Raw genomic sequence first — 19,991 nt, forward strand, 5'->3', positions numbered from 1 at the left:
GGGTGTGCGGCGTTCCGCCGCCGGCCGGCTACGGGACGAGCTCCCGCGGTACGAAACCCTCGTCGGCCAGGCACTGCCACAGCTCAGCGGGTACGGGGAAGCGCGCGGCGGCCACGTTCGCGGTGACCTCTTCGGCGGACCGGCAGCCGAGGACGACGGAGGTGACGGCCGGGTGGAGGGCGGGGAACTGCACGGCGGCCGCCGTCAGCGGCACGTCGTGGGCGGCGCACAGTTCGTGGCAGCGCCGGGCTCTGGCGAGGGTCTCCGCCGGAACCGGACGGTAGTTGAACATGGCGCCGGGGGAGGGGTCTGCGAGCAGCCCCGTGTTGAACACGCCCCCCACGACCACCGCGGTGCCGGTCTTGGCGCACAGCGGCAGCAGGGTACCCAGCGCCTCGTGGTCCAGGAGGGTGAACCGGCCCGCGATCAGCACGACGTCGACGTCGAACTCCGCGACGTGGGCGGCCATCGGTGCGCTGTGGTTCATGCCGAAGCCGATGGCCCGCACCAGTCCCTCCTCGCGCAGCCGCCGTACGGCGGGATACGCGGTGCGGCGCACCTCGTCGGGGAAGTCGTCCGGGTCGTGCAGATAGAGGATGTCGATGTGGGAGCGGCCGAGGCGGGTCAGGCTCGACTCCAGGGAGGCGCGGATGCCGCGCTCCGACCAGTCGGGGACGACCTCGCCCGGGGAGCCGTCGGGCCGGGGCCGCAGCAGCCATCCGGTCTTCGTCGAGATCACCGGCTCGCCCACCCCGGCGGGCCCCAGGAGCCGGCCGAGCCGTGCCTCCGCGAGGCCGTGGCCGTAGCGGGGCGCGGTATCGAAGTAGGTGATCCCGGCGTCGCCCGCCGCACGCAGCGTCCCCGCGGCCTCTTCCTCGGTCACCTCCGTGAACAGGCCGCCGAGCGGTGCGGTGCCGATGCCGAGGCGGGGCAGGTCGAAGGGCAGCCGGGTCGCGGCCCGGTCTCCGGTGAAGAACGCGTCGCTCACGCTGTCTCCCAAGGTGACGCGCAGGCCGCACGGGCGCCGCGCACGGACATCGTCAGGGTCAGCCGCACGCGGGTCGCGGCCGGCAGTTCGACGCGGCAGTACGGTCCGTCGACCGGCACCGGGGGCCCCTCGTCCACGCGCGCCGTTCGGATCAGGTGCTCGGCGAAGGCGCCCGCCTGTACGAGCACCGACCGCGCCGACGGTCCCGTGTTCACCAGCTCCACCACGGTGTTGCCGGGCCGGATGTCCGTCACCAGCGCCGCCGTGTCGGACGGCAGCCCGGGGCGGCGCTCGGTGGCGTCGTGGTAGCGCAGGTGCAGATGGGTGAGGCCGCCGTTGTAGAGGATCTGCGGCGAACCGGTCGTCAGCTGGAGCAGCGCCTCCGTGACCACCGGGTTGAGATGCTGCCAGTGGTGGATGCCCAGCGCGTCCGGGCCGGTCGCCGGGTCCAGCGGATCGCTCTCGATCGCCGCCACCCGCTCCGCGCTGGAGTCCAGGGCGGAGCTCAGCATCCGCTCGGGGAAGTCCGGATTGCGCCCGTGCAGGAACTCGTACCAGGGCTCCTCGTGTCCCGCCTCGTCCTTGATGCGCTGCGTGTGCACGGCCGACCAGTCCCAGCCGGAACCGGCCCGGAGCAGTTCCAGACGTTCCCGGTCGGACTCCTCGCGGCTGAAGTGCCACAGGGCCATGGGGAGCTGGGTGGGCATCACGGTGTGGTCGAACCAGCCGGAGTCGTTGTGCCGCTGCGGCACCATCAGGGTCCGCTCCGCGGTCATGGACCGCAGGTGCGGGTCCCAGCGCTCGCCCAGCGTTCCCCGTTCGTCAGGGCGGCGCTGCTCGGACTGGCGCAGCACCGCGTCCAGCGGGTTGCGGGCCAGGTCCAGATAGCCGGGCTCGCCGGTCAGGAACGCCGCGTTGGTGGCGCCCACGAGAGCGCCGGAGGCCACCGAGGACAGGCCGTGCGGCCAGGACCAGCCGTAGTGGCCGCCGTACCAGCGGCCGTCCAGGTGCCCGCCGACGGTTCCGTCGAGCCCCACGTTGTCGGGCAGCACGTCACGCCCGGCGAGCCGCTCCTGCCAGGCGCCGGTGTACGCGGCGACCCAGTCGGCGTACCGGTCCTCCCCGGTCAGCAGGCAGGCGTTGGCCGCCAGCCCGGTGGCCGCCAGGTTCACCAGGGTGTCGCCGCGCCCCATCCGGTCCCACATCGCCCGGCCGTAGGCACGCGCCCGCTCCGGGTCGGCGGCCAGCTCGTCGAAGTGCGTGACGCCGTCGATGCCGTCCAGCGGCAGACCGTACGGGCGCAGCGCCAGGCTCCACGGGAAGAAGGCGTCCTCGTCCGCGAACCCCCAGCGCGGCCCCTCGGCACCGTTGTGCGGGGCGCGCACGATGCGGTGGACGGGGTCGTAGTTCGGGCCGTCCGGCAGGTAGAGGTCCGCGAACCGCGCGGCCAGCCGGCGCAGCTCGGGGTCGGCCGGGTCGGCCAGGCACAGGCCGTAGAAGAGCAGCAGGCCCTCGCCCTGGTGGAACCAGTCGTAGCCGCGCTCGTACCCGTCGGCCAGCATGTTCATCTCGGTGAGCTGCGCGGTCACCCCGCGCCAGTGCCGGCGTGCCGCGGGCAGCAGGTCTGCGCTGCCGCCGAGGAGGTACAGCGTCGGCCAGTTGAAGAACGGCTCGTAGAAGTCGTCCACACCGTCCCGGCCGTCCAGCCCGACCCCGAGCCGGTCACGGAAGATCAGCCGCCCGTCGCCCTCGGTGTAGCGGTCGGAGAACAGCCGCCACGCCTTGTCCAGCGCGGCGAACAACTCCCTTTCGAGCAGCGCCCACCGAGGCATCTCGGTCACCGGCCGGACCGCGTACAGCACCGGCCCGTGCGCCGGCGGCGCCCCGTTCGACCTGTCGACCCCGCGCATCCACGACTCCCGCCCTCGAACCGACATCAGGACCATCGGGCTCAGATAATCGCCCATCGATAGCCGATGGCTAGACTCACCGGCATACGGCCGAGGTGTCAATACACCGGACCCGGCCGATGTGAGGAGGACGACCGTGATCGACTGCCATGTCCATGTGTGGGACCCGGCCGACGGGTTCCCGTGGATCCGCCCCGGAACACCACTGCACCGGCCCTACGCGGAAGCCGAGTTGGACGCGTCAGGGGCGGAGCTCGATCTGACCGGCGCGATCCTCGTGGAGGCCTCCCGCGGTGACGCCGGAGAGACGTACGCACTGCGGGAACTGCGCCGGAGGCGACCGGACCTGATCGCCGGCTACGTGGGCAACCTCCACGTCCACGGCGACGCCGGACCCGGCGCGTTCCGTGCGCTCCTGGACGAGTCCGGCGACACCCGCCCCAATGGAATGCGCCTCGGCGGACCGGACTGGGCGAGCACCCCCGAGCCGGCCCGCGCCCTGGTCCCGGTGCTGGCCGAGACCGGCCTTGCCCTCGAACTCAACCTGTACCGCGGTGCGTTGAGAACCGCCGCTGAGGTGGGCGAACGACACCCCGAACTCGCGCTGGTCGTGGACCACTTGGGCAACCCGCCGCACCTGGCCACCGGTGATCCGGGGGAGTGGTACGCGGACCTCGAACGCGCCGCCCGGGTGCGTAACGTCCACGTGAAGATCTCCGGCCTGCTCACCCAGCAGCACGGCGTGCCCGACATTCAACTCGCGGACCTGGTAAGGCATGTGGTGGATGCGCTCGGTCCGGAACGCTGCCTGCTGGGTTCGGACTGGCCCATCTGCCTGACGCGCGGCACCCGCGCCGACTCGCTCGCCGCCTCGCGCACCGGACTCGCACACCTCACCCCCGCGCAGAACCGGCACCTCTCGCGGACCACCGCGGAGCGGGTGTACCGGCTGCGCGGTTGACAGCCTTCGCGGCACCCTGATTCGATTCTCTCGATGATCGATAGGCGATGACAGTGGCCCGCAGCCGGCCCCGCCGGCCCGACCGACGCGGAGATTCGACATGGCTCTCTTCGACCTGCCCCTCGACGAGCTGGAGAAATACCGTCCCGAGCTGCCCGAACCCGCGGACTTCGACGCGTTCTGGCAGGAGACACTCGCCCAGCAGGACCCGAACGGCCCGGCCGTCACCTGGACCCCCGCGCACAACGGCCTGGCCACCATCGACACGTTCGACGCGACCTTCGCCGGATACGGCGGCAGTCCCGTACGCGGCTGGCTGCACCTGCCGGTGACCCGTACCGGACCGCTGCCCGCCGTCGTCGAGTACCTCGGCTACAACAGCGGTCGCGGGGCCCCGCACGAGAAGCGGCTGTGGGCGGACGCCGGATACGCGCACTTCGTCATGGACACCCGGGGCCAGGGCGCCGAGACCCCCGACGCGGACCCCGCGTCCGGCGACATCGCCGCACCCGGCTTCCTCACCCGCGGCGTGCTCGACCCGCGCCGCTACTTCTACCGGCGCCTGTACACCGACGCCGTACGCGCGGTGGCGGCCGTCCGCAGTCACCCGGAGGTCGACCCCGCCCGCGTCGTGGTCACCGGCACCAGCCAGGGCGGCGGCATCGCGCTTGCCGCCGGGGGACTCGTCCCCGACCTGGTCGCCGTCATGCCCGACGTGCCGTTCCTGTGTCACTTCCCGCGCGCCACGACGCTCACCGACAAGCCGCCGTACGCGGAGGTCGCCCAGTTCGTGAAGTCGCACCGGGAGCACGCGGCGACCGTCAGCCGCACCCTGGCCTATTTCGATGCGGTGAGTCTCGCGCGCCGGGCGAACGCCCCTACGCTGTTCTCGGTGGGGCTCATGGACCACATCTGTCCCCCCTCCACCGTGTACGCCGCGTTCAACCATTACGGCGCGCTGCGGAATGTGGATCAGGCCGACAAGGAGATACGGGCGTACCCGTTCAATGATCATGAGGGCGGCGGCCCCGCCCACGAAGTCGTCAAACTGGAATGGCTGGGGAAGCAGTGGGGAAAAGCACGCGCATTCCATCGATAGGCGATGAGCGCGTATAGTGTCCCAACTGGCCTCCCCCAACGCAGGAATGGGAATTCATGGCATCGAACGCGTCGGCGGGATTCGACTCCACACTGGCCACCAACAAGGACCGGTTCCGAAAGGCCCTGATCTCCGACCAGGTGTACGAGCTGCTGCGGCAGGCCGTCGTCGACGGTGACCTCGCCCCGGGCGACCGCGTGGTCGAGTCCGAGATCGCGCGACGGCTCGGGGTCAGTCAGGCGCCCGTCCGGGAGGCGGTGAAACAGCTGGCCCGGGAGGGCCTGCTGATGCATGTGCCGCGTCGCGGGCATTTCGTCGTCGAGATCTCGGAACAGGACGCGGAATACGCGCGCCAGGTGCGCGAGCCGCTCGAACGGCTCGCGGCTCAGCTCGCCGCGCAGCACATCACGAAGGATCAGCTGTCCGAACTCGACGCGCTCGTCGAGCGGATGCGCAAAGCCGTGACGGTCAAAGACGTGGGTGTCTTCAGGGACGCCGACATCGAGTTCCACACACTGGTCAGCCAGGCCGCCGGAAATCCGTTCCTGGAGCGGATGTGGGAGGTCATCGAGCCCAGCTTGCGCACCCTGCGGGCCATTTCCGATCCGCTGTTCGCCGGCGACTGGTCCGCGATGGCCGACGAGCACGGCCGCCTGGTCAGACTGCTGCGCGACGGGGACGGCGAGGGGGCGGCCGTCGCGTTCGCCGACCACGCGGCGGGCCGGGGTCCTGTTCCGGACGCCCGCGCCGCGAAGAAGACGCGCGCGAAGGCCGCCGCAGCCCGCGACTGATGTACCCGGCATGGGGAAGGCCCGGACCGAAAGGTCCGGGCCTTCCCCATGCGCGGGAACGTCAGCGCCGCGCGCCCGCCGTCCACTTCGGGGCGCCGTACTGGTAGGCCCCCAGGCTGGGCGCCGGGTCCGTGGAGCCGTCATTGACGCCCGGCAGCGCGATCGCCGCGTTCCTGGCCGGAGAGCCCGCAGCCGGCCGGTAGTCGTGGGCGGTCGCGTCGACGAAGAGCGGGTCGGTCTCCGCGGGGAGGTTGTTCGACATGACGAGACCGCCGTCGGTGGCGCCGTCCATACCGGCGATCTTCCCGATGTTGTTGTAGATCTTCGTGCCCGTCGACTGGTCGGGTCCCTTCACGTAGAACAGCGTCATGCCGCCCGTATTGTTGTAGACGCCGTTGTCGTGCGAGCCCGTCCCCAGACCGTTGAGCATCACCGTGCCCTCGCGGTTGCCCCAGCCCACGTTGTTCGCGATCACCAGGTCGCTCTGGCCGTTGTCCGCGTAGACACCGGAGATGCCGAACGTGGAGGAGGTCGTCTTCGGCGCCGGGTCGTGCAGCACGTTGTGGTCGATGGAGGTGCCCATCATGTCCGCGCTGCAACAGGTGTAGACCGCGGCGACGTCCAGGCTCAGCCGGGCGTAGGCCGAGATGTCGTTGTACGCGATGACGTCCTTGCCCGGGTCGAGACCCGCCACGCTGTTCCACTGGAGGTTGATCCCGCTGCGTCCGACCCGGGAGATGGTGTTGTGGGTCACCGTCTGGCTGTTGCCCTGCACGGCGATACCGGCCGCGTAGGTGCCCATGTAGTCGACGTCGTGGATGACGTTGTCGCTCGCCGTGTTGTTCTGTCCGCGCAGCGCGATGCCGTTGCCCGCGCTCAGCGACAGATCACTGTTCACGACCTTGTTGCCGGTGCCGTCCACGATGATGCCGCTGTCACCGACGCCGCGCGTGACCGTACTGCCGCAGTCCGTCGCGCCCTTGGTGATGTCCGTGTAGTGCGACAGGTACGTGCCCTTGATGCCGTCGAGCGTGACGCCGGTGGTGGTGGCGCCCGTCTTGACCGTCGAGGCGAACAGGCCGACGCCGGCGACCGTGGTGTGGCTGGTGTTCGTCAGATCGAAGCCCAGGGTGCGGCGCTTGGCCTCGACGGTGTGGGTGGCGGGGTCGTCGGTGCTGTACACGTACAGGCGATGGGCGGCGGGGTCGTAGAACCAGGTGCCGGGGTGGGCCAGTTCGCCGATCTTCCCGGCGAGCGCGTACCGGGTCTCCTGCGGGACCACCTTGTGCACGCACGGCGGCGCCGCGTCGAGGGTCACCGAGCCGGCCGTCGAGCCGGTCACCTTGGCGGTGGCGGAGACGTACCAGTAGCCGGTGAGGGCCCGCGCACCGTCCCAGTAGCCCGCCGGGCGGGTCTGGGCCGGGTCCGCGATCGTGGCGTCGGCGCTTCCGGCACCCGCGTACTGGAGTACGGGGTCCAGCGGGTCGAGGCCCGGGTACGGCCACTGGGCCTCGACGTCCATCGCCCTGTCGGTGAACACCTGCACGGTGCTGACGTCGCTGCCCAGGTCCACATCCGTGGAGTAGACGTGTCCGGCCGCGACGGCGTCGGCGAAGTCCGAGCCCGGCGCGTACGGATCGCTCTGGCCGATCGCGGTCACGTCCGCGGCGGTGACGGGCTGCCAGCCGGTCACCCGAGAGGCGCCGCTCACCGTCACCTGCGCGCCGGGTGCGGCCCGGTAGGTGATCGGCGCCTGCGCCGTGCCGGAGCGGGCGGGCACGACCGTCTCCTCGTACGTCCCCGAGTTGATCAGGCACGTGTCGCCCGGCTGCATGAGATCGGCGCAGCGCTGGATGTGGCGGAACGGTGCGGCCGAGGTGCCGGCCGCCGTGTCCTGGCCGTTCGTCGCCACGTAGTACGTCTGCCCGTCCTGGGCCGCGGCCGGGTGGGCGCCGGCCATGACCATGCACAGGGCCGCGAACATGGTGGCGGCCTGCCACGGCCGGGTACGCGGATGCGGGGCGCGTGCCCTCCACGGCGTCGGTGGGAGCGGTGGTACCGGAGTTGTTGGGGGGATCGGCATTCCAGGGTCCTCTTCTCGGTCCTTCTGGGGTCCTTCAGCTGTCCTTCGGGGGGATGCGCCGGGCCGGGTCAGCCCTTCACGGCGCCCACGGTGAGGCCGCTGATGATGTGGCGCTGCATGTAGATGAAGAAGATGACCACCGGGGCGATGGCGAGCAGCAGGTTCGGGAAGACCTTCGTGAGGTCCGTCGAGTACTGGCTGATGCCCGCGTAGATCGCCGTGGTCACCGTGTAGTGCCCGGACGACGGGCTCAGCAGGATCTGCGGGCTCACGAAGTCGTTCCAGATCCCGATGGAGTTCAGGATCAGTACGGTGACGACCGCCGGCCGCATGAGCGGGAAGATGATGGTCCAGAACGTCCGGTACCGGCCCGCTCCGTCGATCGTCGCCGCGTGGTCGATGTCCACCGGGATGGTGCGGATGAATCCGACGAACAGGAAGATGCTCACGGGCAGCGTCGAGGCGACGTCGTGTGCCACCAGACCGGTCACCGAGTTCGCCAGGCCGATCTCCCGGAGCACGTAGATCACGGGAATGATCACGGCGGCGCCCGGGATGAACGTCCCTGCCAGGAAGTACAGCATCACCAGCTGTGTGCGCTTCTTCAGACTGCGGGCGATGGCGTACGCCGCCGGGCCCGCCAGCAGGATGCACAGCACGTCCACCATCACGACGAGGAAGAGCGTGAAGCCGTAGCCCCCAATGACGTTGAACTGCGGACTGGTCACCGCGGCCGACAGGTGCTTGAGCGTCAGCCCGCTCAGCGGGATGCCGAACGGGTTGTCCAGGATGTCCTGCTGCGACTTGAACGCGTTCACGAGGAGCAGGTACACCGGCACCATCATGACGACGAGCAGCCCGCCGAGCATGATCCAGCGCAGCGGTGAGCGGCTTTCACCCTGATCGGTGCGGCCCGGCAGCCCGTCGGGAGCCGACGGCGGCCTCGCCTTGGCCTTGTGGGCTTTCGCCTCTCGGGCCTTTGCCTCCATTACGACCACCACTGGCTCCTAACCTGTCGCAGCTTGATCTTGGCGGTTGCGCAGCGCCGTCACGACGAGGGCGAGCACGGCGGACACGATCATGAGGAAGACCGCCTGGGACGTCGCGTAACCGACCTTCGTGCCCTCGAAGGAGCGGGCCAGAATGAGGTAGGTGAACGTCTGCGTGGATCCGGCCGGGCCGCCGCCGGTGAGGCTGACGATGATGTCGTAGGCGCGGATGAGGCCCACCAGGTTGAGGATCGTCGCCACGGTCACCACCGGAGCGATCATCGGGACGACGATCCGCAGGTTCGTCTGCCGCTTCGTCGCCCCGTCGATCGCCGCGGCCTCGAGGAGCTCGGCGGGCACCGTCTGCAACGCCGCGACGAACAGCACCACGTTGAACCCGAACCCGGCCCACACGATGACGGCGATCAGGGAGATCAGCGCCATCTTCTCGTCGAACAGGAAGCCGATCGGCTCGATGTCGAACTTGGCGAGCGTGTTGTTGATGGCCCCGTTGGTGCCGAGGATGGCCGCCCACAGATAGCCGAGGACCAGGGCGCTGATCACATGCGGGAAGTAACCCACGGCCCGGAAGAAGGAGTTGGCACGCGAACGGCCCTTGAGGATCAGGGCGTAGATGAGACCGAGACCGACCATGAACACGGTGCCGGACACGGCGATGACCGCGGTCACGTACCAGGCCTGCGAGGAGCTGGGGTCGTCGAACAGGTGCCGGTAGTTGTCCAGCCCGATGAACGAGACCGAAGAGAAGCCGTCCCAGTCGGTGAGGCTGAGATAGATCGCCACACCGACCGGGACAACCGTCAGCACGGTGTACAGCAGGACGGCCGGCCCCATCAGGCCGAGGGAGACCGCCGCGGCGCGCACCTGGGCGCTGCGCCGGCCGGCCTGCGAGGGGGGAGCGGGGGTCACCGGGGCGGTGTCGTTGAGCGGCCCCGGCCGCTTCAGCGCTGCGAGTTCCACCACTTGTCCAATCCGCCGGCGGCGTCCTCGGGAGAGGTGCCCGTGTACAGGGACTGGACCTGCTTGTTCAGTTCGTCACTGAACCCGGCGATGGGCTGGTTCGCACCGGACTTCACGATCACCGAGGGGGTCTTGTCCAGGACCTTCTGCACGGAGGTGCCGAGGCTCGACATCTTGTAGCTGAACCCGGCACGCAGGTTGCCGTCGGCGGCGAGCTGGCTCTTGATCGCTGCCGGGTCGGTGACGGCCCACTTGACCAGGTCCGTCGCCTCGGCCTTGTGCCGGGACTTGTCGATCACGACGTACGGGTTGGAGATGTTGCCGAATTGGCCTGACGGGTAGGCGCCGTCGGTCGGCATGCTGAAGACGCCGATCTCGTCGCTCTTCTTGGCTTCGTCCGCGGCGGGTACGAAGTACGACCCCATGATGTACATGGCGGACTTCCCCTTGAGGAAGGCCGTCTGCCCGTCGGCGTACGTGAGACCGAGCGCGCTCTTCTTCAGGTAACCGGCGTCGATCCACTTCTTGTACTGCCCGAAGTAGTCGACGTAGCCGCTGTCCGCGAAGGAGGCCTTGCCGGCGATGCGCTGGGCCGTCCACTTCGGCTCTGCCGTGAGCACGCCCGCGTCGGCCATCATGGAGAACTGGCTGCCGGTCACCCACTGCCCGGCCGTCTGCAGCGGTTCGTATCCGGCCTTCTTCAACTTCCCCATCGCGGCGGTGAACTGGTCCAGGGTGCGGATCGAGCCCGCGTCGACCCCGGCCTTGGTGAAGGCCTGCTTGTTGTAGAAGACCAGCGACTGGATCTGCTCACCGACACCCACCACATACCGCTTGCCACCAAGGGCGTACTCGTCGGCCAGCGGCGTCTTGGCCGTCCACGGCTGGTCCGAGAGGTCGGCGAAGAGGGACTCGGTCTCGGTGGTGGGGGTGATCTGCTGGGCGACGTCCGGCGGGTCGCCGGCCGCCAGGTCCTGGGTCAGCTTCGCGTTCGCCGAGATCGTGCCGGTCAGTTCCAGATCGACCTTCACCTTGGGATGGGTGCGCTCGTACCGGGCGAAGAGGTCGTTCCAGTACTTCTCCGTCAGGTTCGGCGTGATGTTCACGATGACGCGGAGGGTGGTGGTGCCCCCCGCGCCCTCGTCGGACGTACCGCCGCCGCAGGCGACGGCCGAGGCCATCACCAGAGGAGCGGCGGCGAAGGCGCAAACACGGCGCCAGACTGCTTTCATCGGACACGCTCCGTTGCGTAGTCGTGAATAATCGATAGCTACTGTCGGTCGGGAAGTGCGGTTCGGAAATGCTGCGTGGTGGAGTGGGGTGCCGCGTCGCGCCGGGCGGGGAGGCCGGCGGGCGTCGGCGGGCGGTCGGCGGCCACGGACCCTGGAGATACGGGGTCCGGACGCCTTCGCTCTTCGCTAATCGTCTATCGATTGCTGATGCTATGGCGGGCATCCCACAATGTTCAAGAGTGCTGCCGTAACCTGTTGTTCAACCGGCCGGCTCCCACCGCACCACGGCCCTCCCGGCGTTGCCCGGAGCCCGCACGGTCAGCGTGAGACGCGTCAGGAACGCACCCCAACTCGCCCTGAGCAGGGGATCGTCGAGTTCCACATGCTCGGTCGAGGCGGCGGCGAAGGCCGCGTCCCAGTGCATGACGACTCCAGAACCCTCCGCTGTCACCCGCGCCCAGCCGTCCCCCAGCTCGACGTGACCGGACAGCAGGTGCCGGAGCCGTACATACGGGAGCCGCCCCCGCCAGGTGTCCTCGACGGCCACGTACGCGGCGGCCGCCCCGGTCGAACGCTCCAACCGCACCGTCCTGTTCCAGCTGGTCAGCGGACCGGCCGGATAGGCGCCGCTCAATTCCGCGCTCAGGATGCTCCGCTCGCCCTCGCGGCGCACGGCCACCTCGCGGGCGGTGAACTCCCGCCCGGGGGACTGCGGGTGTCCCGGCTCGGGAACGTTGTGCCACGCGCTCCGGAAGGGCCACGCCGTATACCGGTCGGGCCCGAACGTCTGCGTGGTGTACCGAGGCCGGCCCGCGTCGACGACCAGCGGCCGGCCGTCCACCGCCACCCAGTACGAACCGACGTCGAGGTGGTTGTGGTGCTCGCCGTTGTGGCCCGCCTTCACCGCGACCGTCAGCCCCCGGGTGGACGCCGCCTCCTGACGCGCCACCAGGACCTCAAGACGAGGCAGCCACACCTCGGCGGCCAGCCACGGGGAGCCCTCGTCCGGAGCGGACTGCGCGGCGACCGCCCCGCACCACCGCGGATCGGCGAGCGCCGCCAGCGCCCGGCCGAGGCCCGCCCGGGGCGGCGCGGGGTCGCCCTCCTGCCGGGCGCCCGCCACCGCGTGCGCCGACGTCTCGGGCCGGCCCAGGCGCACACCCCACCGGTACGGCACGTGCCAGGGCCGGTCACCGGACAGCCGCGGCGGGGCATCGCCCACGTTCACGTACCAGCTCCCGCCCAGATGCATCCGCTGCGGGTACCGCAACAACTCCGCCAGCAGGGGGAGTTCCCGTGCGTCGAGTGCGGGGCCGCCCACTCCGGCGAGCAGATCGAGTACCTCCAGGACCCGGCACGCCCCCGCCCACCAGTACGCGATCCCCTCGTCCACGCCCCCGTCGTCCGGGAGGACCGCGACGTAATGGTCGAGCCCCTCCACCACGAGCCGCACCAGGCCGGCCCGCCGCGCCTCGTCCTCGCACAGCAGCAGCGCGCACGCCAGTACCGCACTGTGGATCCACGGATTCCAGTTGTTGGCGTTGCCGTCGGCGCCGATCCACCGCCAGTCCCGCACCCGCTCGAACGGGTCCAGGACCCGCAGATCCACCTCCCGCCGCAGCCGCCGACGGAGCCCGGGGGCCCGCCGCTCCAGATGAGGCCCCAGCACGTGGTCCGCCCACGCGAACAGCGCCGCCACCTCGGCCGCCCCCAGATCCAGATACGGCTCGTCCGCATCGGGCAGCACCTCGCCGCGCGCCGCCGTGAACCGGTCGTGCGAGGCCCAGCACCAGGTACTCGCCTCCGCGAACCGCACGAGACCGTCCACCGCGGCGTCCAGATACGGGCACACCTCGCCGGCGTCGGTCGCATCGGCCACCTCGCCGGTCAGCACCGCCGCGAGGACCAGCCGGGAGACCCGCTCCTGCAACTCCCAGGCCCGGTCCTCATACGCCCCCCGGTCCCCGTCGCGCGCCGCGCGGGCCCAGGCCCCCGCGGTCAGCCGCGGCTCGGGGCGCTCCAGTTCGGCCCGCGCACCGGCGATCACCCGCTCGCGCACGGGGTGCGGCACCCTGTCCCAGACCTCCCGGCACGTCACGTCCGGTACTCCGACCCGGCCCGCCGGATCGCCCAGCAGTCCTGCCAGCTCAGGGCCGAGCGCCGACCGGAACGACGCCCCCAGAATCCCCGTCGTCATCCGCCTAGACCTCCCCGTTCTCAGCGGCGCCGGGGTCCTCGTCCAGTTCCAGTTCGATCACCGGCAGCAGGACATCGGGCCGGGCCGTCGGCAGGGTCAGGGTCAGCGTCCCCGCCGGTTCGCCCGGGGGCGTCATGTTGGTGTGCTCGTGTCCGGCGCCGTCCACTTCGTGGAAGCCGATCTCCGAGCCGTCGTGCAGGAACTGCGCGTACCTGACCCGCCCCGCCAGTCCCGGAAGGTGTACGTGCTTGAGCGGCCAGGCGAGCAGATGAAGGTACAGATGACGGCCGCGCCGCGTGTACAGGGCGTTCGCCGGCGGGGTCAGTCCGCTCGGCCCCGCCCCGTGCACGGAGCGCGAGTGCGGCACCGTCCAGGAACCGATCGCCGCCAGGGTCTCCCGCGCCCGCGGGTCAAGGGCGCCCCGCCCGGTCGGCCCGACGTTCAGCAGGAGGTTCCCGCCGCAGGCCACCGACTGCACCAGCATCCGCACCAGCAGCGCGGGATCCTTGTAGTCGTGGTTGTCGCGGTCGTACCCCCACGAACCGTTGAGCGTGTGGCAGGCCTCCCACCGCACCGGCACACCGTTGCGCTCCAGCGGCCGCTCGGGCTGGTACTGCTCCGGGGTCACGTAGTCGCCGGGTATCCCGAGCCGGTCGTTGACCAGAATGCCCGGCTGCAGGGCGCGGACCGTGGACATCAGCTCCTGCGCACCCCAGTCCGCGGAGGTTTTCGACGGATAGGTGAAGTCGAAGAAGAGGAGGTCGATCTGCCCGTACCCGGTCAGCAACTCCCGCACCTGCCCATGGAGGTAGTCGCGGTAGGCGTTCATGTCACGCGGCTCGTCCGCGGCCTCGGTGGAGCGCAGCGGATGGTGCTCGTCGACCGTGAAGCCGGGGTGATGCCAGTCGAGCAGTGAGTAGTACAGGCCCACCCGGAGCCCCTCCTCCCGCATCGCCGTCACGAACTCCCCGACCAGGTCACGCCCGTTCACCCGGACCGAGCTGTAGTCGGTCAGCTCCGACTCGAACAGGCAGAATCCGTCATGGTGCTTGGCGGTGAGCACCGCGTACCGCATGCCCGCCTCCTTCGCGGCCCGTGCCAGCGCCCGCGCGTCGAAGAGGTCCGGGTCGAAACGGCTCAGATAGCGGTCGTAACTCTCCTGGTCCATCAACTCCCGGCTGCGCACCCACTCATGACGTGCCGCCAGACTGTAGAGGCCGAAGTGGACAAAGAGCCCGAAGCGTTCGGCTTCGAACCAGCCAGGTGACGTGGTGGTCACGAAAAAACTCCTGACACATTGACAGTACTAATCGATTAACTGTTATCTACCATCGATAGGCGATGATGTCACTGGCGCTGTGTACGGAGGCAAAAGCATGAACCCGACCCGGGATCACGGAGCACCGTCGACAGAGGAGATCCGGACGTACGCGTCGATGCGGGCACCGATCCACACCTCGGAGTACGTGCGGCCCACCGCACGCATGGTGGAGGCCCTCGGCGAGGTCAGCGCGGCCACGGCCTGCGCGAAGCTCCACCAGATGGGAATCACAAGGACGTTCATCGACGGCCCGGTGCCGCTGCACCGGGAGCCCGACGTGCAGATCACCGGAGGTGCCGTCACCCTCCAGTTCCTGCCGAGGCGCGAGGACGTCTTCAACGGTGCCGAGCAGGAGGACGCCGAACGGGAGACGGCGCTGTGGAAGGTGCTCGAATCCATCCGCCCCGGCGACGTGCTCGTGGTGTCGGCCCAGGGCAGCCACTACACCGGCTGCCTGGGCGACATGCTGGTGCGCTACTTCAAGTTGAAGGGCGGTGCGGGGATTGTCGTTGACGGGCGGATCCGGGACGCGGCCCGGGTGCGCGCGCTCGGCGTCCCCATCTGGTGCACGGGCGTCACCCCGCACTACGCCTCGCAGACCGAACTCTTCCCGTCCGCGTTCAACGTCCCGGTGGGGGTCGGCGGCGTCCTGGTGGCCCCCGGCGACCTTATCGTGGCCGACGAGGACGGGGCCGTCGTGGTCCCGCAGCACAGCGCGGTGCCGCTGGCCGAGGACTCGATCCGTCATCAGGACCGGGAGGAGTTCGCGCGCCGCCGCCTCGACGAGGGCGCCCGGCTGTCCGACTACTACCCGCTCACGGCTGAGACGTTGCCCGAGTTCCTGGCCGCCCACCCCGCCACCTGAGCCACCCCGCCACCTGAGCCGGTCCGCCACCTGAGCCGGTCCGCCGCCGACCGCGGGTCCGGCCAGGCTCCGGCCCCTGGCCCGCGGTCGGCGGTGGACCGGAAATGCGACAAGCATCCACGTCCTCGACCGAGCTGGTGAATCCAGGACGCGGGCGCTCCCTTGCCGTCAGGATGAGGGGCATGAACGAAATGGGTGCGGGGCCGGCCGACTGGCCAGTGGTGGTGAGGGTTCCGGTGGAGCCGGTGGAAGCCGCGATGGAGGCCGACGCTCTTGACGCGGCGCTGCACAGCACCTTGGCCGTCAGAGGGCCGCTGTTCGGGGTGGCCACGCAGAGAACGGGCGACGGGCGGCGGTGGCGGGTGGCCGTAGAGGTCACCCACGGCTGTCCGCAACAGGCCCGGGATTCACTGAACTCCCTGCTCTGGTTCCGGGCGAAGGACGAAGCCGAGGACAGGGCCGAGCGGCGGGCGCTACTGGCGGCGGTTGCCCGGCTGGAGAGCGAACGCGTCGACGAGCTCACCGTGCTCGACACCCGCTACCGCGTGGTGAGGGCCGAGGAGTACGCGGGCATGGACGCGAACGGTGACATCGAAACGCCGCGGCCGACCGACCCCGAACCCCTCACCCCCGACTGGGGCCCCGGCACCCACGGTCCGAGGGTCGACGCGGACCTGGTGCTGGATCCGGACGCACCCCTTTCCCCCGTCCAGGCCTCCGAGCGGCTGTCCCTGCGCTCGCTCGTCTACACCGGCACCAGGTTCCCCGACTCCGTGCTGGGCGACTCGGTGCGGGCTGTGGAGAGCCACCCCGATGTCCTGCTCATGCCCGCGGCCTTCCAGGTCGTGGAGCGGTCCGGCACCAGGTCCTGGAGGCCGGGCAGCGCCCTGCACGTCAGCGCCCACGACGCACGCGTCACGCTGTACTTCTCCCTGATGTGGTTCAGACCACGCCTGCGGGGCCTGATCTCCCACGAGGCCCCCCGAGACGTCGACGCGCACACCGCCACCACCGAGGACGCCGCCGCAGCGGCGGAGCTGGCGGCATTCGCCCAGGCCGCGGACCGGCTCCGCGCGGGCCGGCTCAACCAGGTCGAAGTCCCGGGCACCGCGCTCCGGATCGTCCGCACCCGCCGCCTGCTGCGCTGGGGCCCCGACGGGCCGGAAGGCCCACGCCCTTCTGACACCAACACCCAGGAGCCCGAAGTCATCCACCCTCGCCTCGACGAGGACGGCGTCGTCCATTTCGAGGAGTCCGCGCAGGAGGAAGCCTCGTGACCATGTGACGAAGCGGATCAGCGCCGAACCGGGCCCCCACCCGCAGCGCGCTGCATGCAGACCAGCTGATCCCGTTCGTCCCACGACCGGGTGACGGTGAAGCCGAGCCGTTCGTACAGGGCGATGGCCCCGGTCCGCCATTCCCATACCGAGAGCCGGACGGTGTCCACGCCGATCTCCGCGGCATGGGCCAGCGAGGCGTCGAGCAAGGCGGACGCGATGCCCCGGCCGCGGAATTCGGGATCGGTCCAGAGCCTCTTGATCTCCGCCTGCCCGTGGGCGGGGGAGGTCACCACCACGCAGCCCACAGCGGCGTCCCCCAGGAGGGCCACCAGCACGACATCGTCGGCGAACGCGGTCCCGGGGTCGGCGATCTCTGCCCGGTACCGATCCGGCAGCCCGGCCGCATCGGCGACCGGCTGGCCCTTCTCGGCCTCCGTCCGCAGATGGTAGGCCGCCAGCAGCGCGGCCACCCCGTCCACGGCCAGAGGTGTCGGGCCAGGCCAGCGGACGACGGAGAGCTCACGGTGATCAGTCATGACGCCAGCATCACACGGCGCCCGTGCCCGCATGCGGGAGGCAGGCGCCACCCGTCCGGAGTCCCCGGCCGCTCTACTCCATAAAACAACCCAAGTAACTTGGCAAAGTTCCTTGGGTTGTTTTACGCTGGACCCATGACCGAGAACCCCACGCCGCAGGAGTCCGCCGCTACGGCGCAGCGCCTCAACGACGCGATCAAGCGGCTGCGGGCCCGGCTGCGCACCGAATCAGGGCAGCACGCGACGGGCCTGAGCGTGACCCAGCTCGGCGTGCTGGCGAGCGTCGTGCGTGAGGGGCCCGTCACGGCGGCCCGGCTGGCGGCGGCCGAGCACGTCAGCGCACAGGCCATCGCCCAGAGCCTCGCCGTCCTGAAAGCGGCGGGCCTGGTCCACGGTGAGGCCGACCCCAGGGACGGCCGCAAGAAGCTGATGAGCGCCGATCCGTCCGCGGCCGAGCTGATCGACAAGCTGCTGGCAGGGCGCGCCGCCTTCCTGGCGCGCGCCATCGGCCATGTCGTCGCCGCGGACGAACACGCCGACATGGACAAGGCGATCGAGCTGCTGGAGCGGCTGGCCGACGCCGACCTGCACGAGGGCACTCCATGAGAACCGCCGCCACAGAGACCGAGCCCGCGATAGGCACGTCCGCTCCCAAGCCCTTCGGCCGACGGTTCACCGCACCGCTCTACGTGGGTTCCAGCCTCAACCCGATCAACAGCTCCATCATCGCGACCGCGCTGGTGCCGATCGCCGCAGATCTGAACGTGGCGGTGGCAGCCACCTCGGTCCTGGTCTCCTCGCTGTATCTCGCAAGTGCGGTGGCTCAGCCGACGGCCGGCAAACTCGCCGAAGTGCTCGGCGCCCGCCGGGTCTTCCTCGCCGGTATCGTCCTCGTCCTCGTCGGAGGGGTGACCGGCGGCCTCGGCCAGAACATCGCGATGCTCACCGTCGCCCGGGTTCTGATCGGCCTCGGCACCTCTGCCGCGTTTCCCTGCGCCATGGTGATGATCCGCCGCCGGGCCGGCGAGGCCGGTCTCGACCGGCCGCCCGGCGCGGTGCTCGGCGGACTCGCGATCGCCGGTATGGCCACCGCTGCCGTCGGCCCGCCCATCGGCGGCCTGATCGTGGGCGCGGCCGGCTGGCGCTGGGCCTTCCTCGCCAACGTACCGGTGACCGTGATCGCCCTGCTGATGGCCCTGCGGTTGCCCAAGGACCCGGGCCTGGAGCGCGCGGACAGCGGATTCCGACGGATCGCGCACCGCATCGACCTCATAGGCATCATCGGCTTCGCCGTCACGATGACCTCCCTGGTCGTCTTCCTGATGGGCCTGCCGCAACCGAACTGGCTCGCGCTGACGGTCTTCGTCGTGGCCGCGGCTCCCACAGCCCGGTGGGAACTGCGACGAGCCGCACCATTCTTCGACCTGCGTGGGCTGGCTACCAACGGCGCGCTGACCCGCACGTACCTACGCCAGGCACTCACCCTGCTCGGCGTGTACTCCGTGATGTTCGGCCTGACCCAGTGGATGGAGGCCGCCCACGGCCTGTCCGCCGTACAGACCGGACTGGTACTGCTGCCGATGGGAGCCGTCTCCGCACTGCTGTCGAGGCCGCTGGCCGCCCGCAACCTGGTGCGCGGGCCGGTGGCCGTCTCCGCGGTGAGCATGCTCCTCGGTTCGGTCGCCATCATGCTGCTCGACTCCGACAGCCCGATGTTCGCGCTCGTACTCGTCTCTCTGATCTTCGGCGTCACGACGGCCACCACCACCGTCGGGAACCAGACCGCCCTCTACAAGGCCGCGCCGGCCGACCAGATCGGCACCGCTTCCGGACTGTTCCGCACCTTCGGCTACCTCGGCACCATCACCTCGTCCGTCATCGGCGGCATCGCCTTCCGGGACGGCGTGAGCGACCACGGGCTGCACGTTCTCGGCGTCGTACTCGTTGTCGCCGGCCTCGCCGCACTGCTCCTGACCGTCCTGGACCGCAGCCTGATGCGCCCCCGCGGCGCGGTCGTCTGAATCGCGGGCGCCGCCCCGAACCCCCGTACCTCTACAAGGAGACACCTATGACCATCGCCGCCCTTCCCGCACTCGTTCCCGAGCGGACCGCGCTGCTCGCCATGGACTTCCAGAACGCAATCGTCCCGCTCGCTCCCGAACCCGACGCACTTCTCGCACGGGTACAGGACGCGATCGCCTCTCTCCGTGCCGCCGGCGGCACCGTCGGACACGTCCGCGTGGCATTCACCGAAGACGACTGGGAAGCCGTACCCGAGCGCAACGCCTCCTTCAGCGCGGTCGCCGCGGCGAAGGCGATGCACCACGAGCACGACGCCACACAGATCCACCCAGCGGTCGCCCCGCAGGACGGCGACATCGTCGTACGCAAGATCCGTTTCGGTGCCGCCTCAACCACCGACCTGTACGACCAGCTGGCCGACCGGGACATCGACACACTGGTCCTCGCCGGGATCAGCACGAGCGGCGTTGTCCTGTCCACACTGATGGACGCCGCTGACCGCGACTACCGCGTCTACGTACTGTCCGACGGTGTCGCCGACCGCGACCCTGAGGTGCACGGCGTGCTCGTCGAGAAGGTCTTCCCGTCCCGGGCGCACGTCATCGACACCGCCCAACTGCGTGACCTGCTGCGTTGAGCAGCCCCCGAAACAGCCGGAAGCGGGCAGGCCGAACTGCCCGCCACCCGGTCCGCGCCGTTGCTCGACGTCAGTGAGGAGCGAGGACGCCAGCGAGGA

At 70.2% G+C, this 19,991-nt stretch carries 17 protein-coding genes; 8 read left to right on the top strand and 9 right to left on the bottom strand.

Features of this window, described 5'->3' with window-relative positions; genetic code table 11:
* Positions 1-28: 28 nt before the first annotated feature.
* A complete protein-coding gene (locus OG892_RS38510; RefSeq protein WP_371631502.1) occupies positions 29-988 on the bottom strand; it encodes an aldo/keto reductase in 960 nt (319 codons plus the stop codon).
* Positions 985-2,898: a hypothetical protein gene (locus OG892_RS38515; RefSeq protein ID WP_371631503.1), complete on the bottom strand. Its 1,914-nt coding sequence runs from the start codon at positions 2,896-2,898 to the stop codon at positions 985-987. Before OG892_RS38515 ends, OG892_RS38510 begins: the two co-directional genes overlap by 4 nt.
* A gap of 136 nt (positions 2,899-3,034) precedes the next feature.
* On the opposite strand from OG892_RS38515, the gene OG892_RS38520 reads away from it, so the two are divergent.
* The 3 genes from OG892_RS38520 to OG892_RS38530 all read left to right on the top strand — a co-directional run bounded on the left by OG892_RS38520 (position 3,035) and on the right by OG892_RS38530 (position 5,749).
* Entirely contained in the window at positions 3,035-3,859 is an 825-nt protein-coding gene (locus OG892_RS38520; protein ID WP_371631504.1) for an amidohydrolase, read from the top strand.
* Between the two features lie 100 nt (positions 3,860-3,959).
* On the top strand, positions 3,960-4,958 hold the full coding sequence (locus OG892_RS38525; protein ID WP_371631505.1) for an acetylxylan esterase: 999 nt from the start codon (positions 3,960-3,962) through the stop codon (positions 4,956-4,958).
* A gap of 56 nt (positions 4,959-5,014) precedes the next feature.
* The gene (locus tag OG892_RS38530; RefSeq protein WP_371631506.1) at positions 5,015-5,749 is read left to right on the top strand and encodes a GntR family transcriptional regulator; all 735 of its coding nucleotides are present in this window, start codon (positions 5,015-5,017) and stop codon (positions 5,747-5,749) included.
* Positions 5,750-5,810: 61 nt separating this feature from the next.
* Here OG892_RS38530 and OG892_RS38535 read toward each other — a convergent pair whose 3' ends face one another.
* From OG892_RS38535 to OG892_RS38560, 6 genes are all read right to left on the bottom strand, one after another.
* On the bottom strand, positions 5,811-7,733 hold the full coding sequence (locus OG892_RS38535) for a right-handed parallel beta-helix repeat-containing protein (RefSeq protein ID WP_371631507.1): 1,923 nt from the start codon (positions 7,731-7,733) through the stop codon (positions 5,811-5,813).
* Between the two features lie 167 nt (positions 7,734-7,900).
* Positions 7,901-8,821: a carbohydrate ABC transporter permease gene (locus OG892_RS38540; RefSeq protein ID WP_328694683.1), complete on the bottom strand. Its 921-nt coding sequence runs from the start codon at positions 8,819-8,821 to the stop codon at positions 7,901-7,903.
* An 18-nt stretch (positions 8,822-8,839) separates the two neighbouring features.
* On the bottom strand, positions 8,840-9,805 hold the full coding sequence (locus OG892_RS38545; RefSeq protein ID WP_371631508.1) for a carbohydrate ABC transporter permease: 966 nt from the start codon (positions 9,803-9,805) through the stop codon (positions 8,840-8,842).
* Positions 9,784-11,034 (bottom strand): ABC transporter substrate-binding protein, encoded by a 1,251-nt coding sequence (locus tag OG892_RS38550; protein ID WP_079193258.1) that lies wholly within the window; start codon positions 11,032-11,034, stop codon positions 9,784-9,786. Before OG892_RS38550 ends, OG892_RS38545 begins: the two co-directional genes overlap by 22 nt.
* A gap of 259 nt (positions 11,035-11,293) precedes the next feature.
* Entirely contained in the window at positions 11,294-13,231 is a 1,938-nt protein-coding gene (locus tag OG892_RS38555) for a heparinase II/III family protein (protein ID WP_371631509.1), read from the bottom strand.
* Positions 13,232-13,235: 4 nt separating this feature from the next.
* The gene (locus tag OG892_RS38560) at positions 13,236-14,510 is read right to left on the bottom strand and encodes an alpha-L-fucosidase (RefSeq protein ID WP_328864211.1); all 1,275 of its coding nucleotides are present in this window, start codon (positions 14,508-14,510) and stop codon (positions 13,236-13,238) included.
* Positions 14,511-14,607: 97 nt separating this feature from the next.
* Here OG892_RS38560 and OG892_RS38565 point away from each other — a divergent pair, with 97 nt between their 5' ends.
* Together OG892_RS38565 and OG892_RS38570 are read left to right on the top strand one after the other, a co-directional pair.
* Entirely contained in the window at positions 14,608-15,417 is an 810-nt protein-coding gene (locus OG892_RS38565; RefSeq protein ID WP_328864210.1) for a ribonuclease activity regulator RraA, read from the top strand.
* Positions 15,418-15,599: 182 nt separating this feature from the next.
* Positions 15,600-16,694 (top strand): DUF5954 family protein, encoded by a 1,095-nt coding sequence (locus OG892_RS38570; protein ID WP_371631510.1) that lies wholly within the window; start codon positions 15,600-15,602, stop codon positions 16,692-16,694.
* Positions 16,695-16,711: 17 nt separating this feature from the next.
* On the opposite strand, the gene OG892_RS38575 is transcribed toward OG892_RS38570, so the two are convergent.
* Complete coding sequence (locus OG892_RS38575; protein ID WP_371631511.1) at positions 16,712-17,233, bottom strand: GNAT family N-acetyltransferase; 522 nt, start codon at positions 17,231-17,233, stop codon at positions 16,712-16,714.
* A 135-nt stretch (positions 17,234-17,368) separates the two neighbouring features.
* Here OG892_RS38575 and OG892_RS38580 point away from each other — a divergent pair, with 135 nt between their 5' ends.
* From OG892_RS38580 to OG892_RS38590, 3 genes are read left to right on the top strand one after another with little or no spacing between them, the layout of a single operon-like run.
* Positions 17,369-17,839, top strand: a complete 471-nt coding sequence (locus OG892_RS38580) for a MarR family winged helix-turn-helix transcriptional regulator (protein ID WP_073733831.1) — start codon at positions 17,369-17,371, stop codon at positions 17,837-17,839.
* Positions 17,836-19,254 (top strand): MFS transporter, encoded by a 1,419-nt coding sequence (locus tag OG892_RS38585; RefSeq protein ID WP_371631512.1) that lies wholly within the window; start codon positions 17,836-17,838, stop codon positions 19,252-19,254. The genes OG892_RS38580 and OG892_RS38585 overlap by 4 nt, the downstream gene beginning before the upstream one ends.
* Positions 19,255-19,301: 47 nt before the next feature.
* Positions 19,302-19,892 (top strand): cysteine hydrolase family protein, encoded by a 591-nt coding sequence (locus OG892_RS38590; protein ID WP_371631513.1) that lies wholly within the window; start codon positions 19,302-19,304, stop codon positions 19,890-19,892.
* Positions 19,893-19,991 lie beyond the last annotated feature (99 nt).

The organism is Streptomyces sp. NBC_00341, assembly GCF_041435055.1.
Taxonomy (GTDB): domain Bacteria; phylum Actinomycetota; class Actinomycetes; order Streptomycetales; family Streptomycetaceae; genus Streptomyces.